The sequence below is a fragment of the Legionella parisiensis genome (assembly GCF_001467945.1).
In the GTDB taxonomy this organism is placed as follows: Bacteria; Pseudomonadota; Gammaproteobacteria; order Legionellales; family Legionellaceae; genus Legionella; species Legionella parisiensis.
This window is the reverse complement of sequence record NZ_LNYQ01000006.1, coordinates 329,780-333,339: the sequence shown is the minus strand read 5'-3', so window position 1 is coordinate 333,339 and position 3,560 is coordinate 329,780. Positions and strand designations below refer to the sequence as shown.

Genomic DNA, 3,560 nt, shown 5'->3' with positions numbered 1-3,560 from the left:
TCCCAACCAATTTGAAATGGAGTATGAAGGACGGGGTTTAAAGAAAGTTGCTTAACTGGTGTGTCTTAAATTACTTGACCACGTCAGATTGAGATCTGGAGAGTATGGTGGCAGGAACTCCAGAATATGCCTTGTTTTATCGATAAGTTCTTTAGTAGAATTTTTTGTGGAATGTCGCATTATCTATAATGATAACACTGTTCGATGGAAGTTTAGGAAGCAAATCCAGTTCAATCCAGCTTTCAAACGAATCCCTATTTATTGTACCTTCAAAAAGACTAACGGTAAGTAACCTATCTCCATAGCAAGGCGCCTATAGGATTAGTTCGCAACGAGCTCCCCTATCCTTAGAGCCATAACATCGCAGCCTCTTAAGTGAGTATCCAGGAGTCCTTGGCATATTATGGGCAGAGCCACTTTCATAATGGCTGTGGCTTTAACTTATACGTTTGTATCAGCTCCTGGAATATCAATCTTTTCGTTACATTTGCTTTGGGATGAAACAGTTTTTTTTATAGCTGATAACATCAGTGTTTAACTGCTCCATGTCTATCTTTAGTGCGGACTTATTTCGGGTCTTTTTCTTTATTCCACCGCACTAATGCTTGCCTTAGTTATCTTAAACCGTTGCACTGCTTCCTCATACGTTAACCACCTTTACTTGAAATACGTGTCTTCTAAAATCAAGTTAATACATCATAACTTATTAATTATATTCAATTTACAAGCACTAGGCTGTCACGTCGAATTATTTAAAATTGTAAGGCACAAGGATATATTTTTAATGAAACTCACTTTGAATAATTTGATCCCGATCTTCACCTAAATCATCCTCTTTCCTTATTTCTTCAAGTTCGCTCTTGAAATCTCTTGTTTTCTTTGACAAATCGGATTCAGTAACCTTAGATGCAATTGCAGTACTAATGCTTGCTGCTGCTAATGCTCCTGCTACAGCGAAACCAATTATCAAACCAATACCCGTTGGCGCAAGGGCAACCGCTACTATTGCAGCGAGAACAGCGAGGATCCCGCAAGCTACAGCCACCGCTCCCAAAATTTGCGACTTTTTACCAGTGAGATTGTCAGAAAGCTCACCAAGTTCACAAATGGAATTAAATTGAACATCGCGATTTACTTTTGGATCTATGGCAATGTTCGCGTGAGCGATAACTTTCGATATATTTTGACAATCATCAAGGGATAGCGTAGGTGATTTCATTGCCTCTTCAATCGAAGTACAAAGTGCTTTCCTTGCATCTCTTAAATTTTCACTTTGAGGGATTTCTTTTAATAAAAGATTTCGGTTGCGCAAGTTAATCGTTGACTTATAAAGTTCAAGTAAAGAAGCTTCTCTCTGAAGACGCTCTTCAGGTTCCAACTCACCTTGCAATGTTGTTTCCAGTTTTTTTATTTCACTAGTATTTTTTTCTATTATTTGATTCATTATTTCATTTTTGTTTTCCTTATTCTCAAGTATTTTTGCTATTGCTTGAACACTTATTTTGCTATCAATAAGAAGTGAAGCAATATCCGGAGGATTCATCTTACTTAATTTCTCGGAAATAAACGTTTGAATTTCTGAAGGAACTGGGGTATCTGGATCAGCGTAGGTGTTAGCTATAAAAGCGGGCAAAGAGAAATTTATTGCAACAGACAACTTATTATCAATACCTGTATCAGACTCTATTGTAGACTGACGAAGTGCTTGATAAAGCGGTTTCCAATCAGATACTTCTTTCGGAATACTTCCTTCTCCTTTTATAGTAACAATTTGAGTTGGATCCCCATAATCGTAGACATCTTTTGCACCTACTCTATTTGATGGTCTTGTTGTCGGAATTGGTAGAAAATGTACTGTTTTTAAAAAGTCAGATACCTCAGGCTCTTTTGTGCTAGGTATATAATAAGAGCTTCCAAGTTCACTATAGAACAAATTCTTAAATTTTTCGGGAGGCTCCATACCAGGAATGACTCCATCAAAACCTTCGAAACCCCATTCACCATCTATATCACGTCGATATATCTTAAATTCATTTTTTTCTGGATCTCTAAATATTATCGGAAAGTTATTTTTTTGGGCATCAGTTAATGCTGTTAATGTTTTTGGATTTAATGTATTTTGTGTTTCTGGATTGCCAAGTTTTTCAAATTCCGTTGTTGTATGTAATATAAAATGCGAGAGATTTTCTTGCGCATGTTCTTGGGTTAGTTTAGGTCCAGAATATCCAAATATGTTTAAGCTTACATTTGCAGGTATTAGTTCAGGATTCTCTTTAAAAAAGTTTTGAAGACCTTCCACAATATCAATTCGATCATCGTAGAAATTAAACTCAATTTCATCATCAGGATTTGTCATCGCGGCAAGTTTCATTTGAGCAAATAATAACGAGGCTTTACTTTCATCATCTTTATATTCAGGAAAACCATCTCTTATGAAATCTTCACTGGTAATCTCAGGCTTATAGGTTCCATTATCCTTTAAATATCCCTTGCCTTTAAATTTATTATAGGTTTGTCCAATCTCAACTATATCAGCCTCTAAATCAGACAGAAGAAAGGGATTAAATGTTGTATTTTCGCCCAATTCTTCGGTAATTGCCTCCATTACAGGAAAGACCGAACCGGTTGGAAGCAACGTTTTTACATCTTTTCCTCCATTTTTTAAATCGATAAATGGAGTTTGACGGTTAGAACCCACTAAAACAACGGTTTGATCTCCTTTTTGGGTTTTGAATTTTTCGAGAACTTCACTATTCGCTGTAATATAAGCAGCTATCGCGTCCTCTTTAGATTTTGAATTTTCCCACCCTATGCCCAGAGCTACACTTGACGTTTCATTACTAAAGCACCCATCAAAATCAAATGAAAAATATACAATCTTAGCCATAAAACCTCTCAAAACTATTTCTTAGTAGATGCGTTGTTTTCACGTATGATTATAGCATAGCTCAGATATAGTCTGGCATTTGCCAGTGTATCCAATGTTCGTTGTTTTTTAGATATTTAATGAAGTCTGCTTATTAAGACTATTTTTAAGACTTAAAATGAGCTCCAGTTTAAGTTGTATAAAACTAATGGGGTGGCCCATTAGCTTCGACCTTATGATCTTTGTTAAATAAATCATAAATAAAGTTTATGAATTGAGGAGCCAGGCCTTGAGTGTCTTTCAATGTTTCTAATTAAGATTAATAAAAACAAAAACTAACCATGCAATAGAGCAACCCCAGGATACCCACAAGGATCTATTATACTGTTGAGAAAAATAGCATACCCAGCCCCAAATTAAACAAATTATAAGTACGATTGGATATAGCATAACCATAGAAACAGCCAAGTGACTAAATGTTCCACTACATGAAGTTGGACTATCGCAAGCCATGGGAGCGAGCATAAATCCTGCTCCACCACCAGATAACAAGAGAATGCTCAGCACTATTACTGTAAATAGAATAAGAAAGAGCAGACTAATCGATTTATTATGCGCATCTGGCGACATAGTGACAATTATTTTATATGTGTTGATTTAATTATAGATAATGCGGATGATCCCGAACAGACTC

At 36.1% G+C, this 3,560-nt stretch carries 1 protein-coding gene; it reads right to left on the bottom strand.

The window, feature by feature from the left end; genetic code table 11:
- Positions 1-781: 781 nt before the first annotated feature.
- A complete protein-coding gene (locus Lpar_RS02585) occupies positions 782-2,887 on the bottom strand; it encodes a hypothetical protein (protein ID WP_058516432.1) in 2,106 nt (701 codons plus the stop codon).
- Positions 2,888-3,560: the final 673 nt, after the last annotated feature.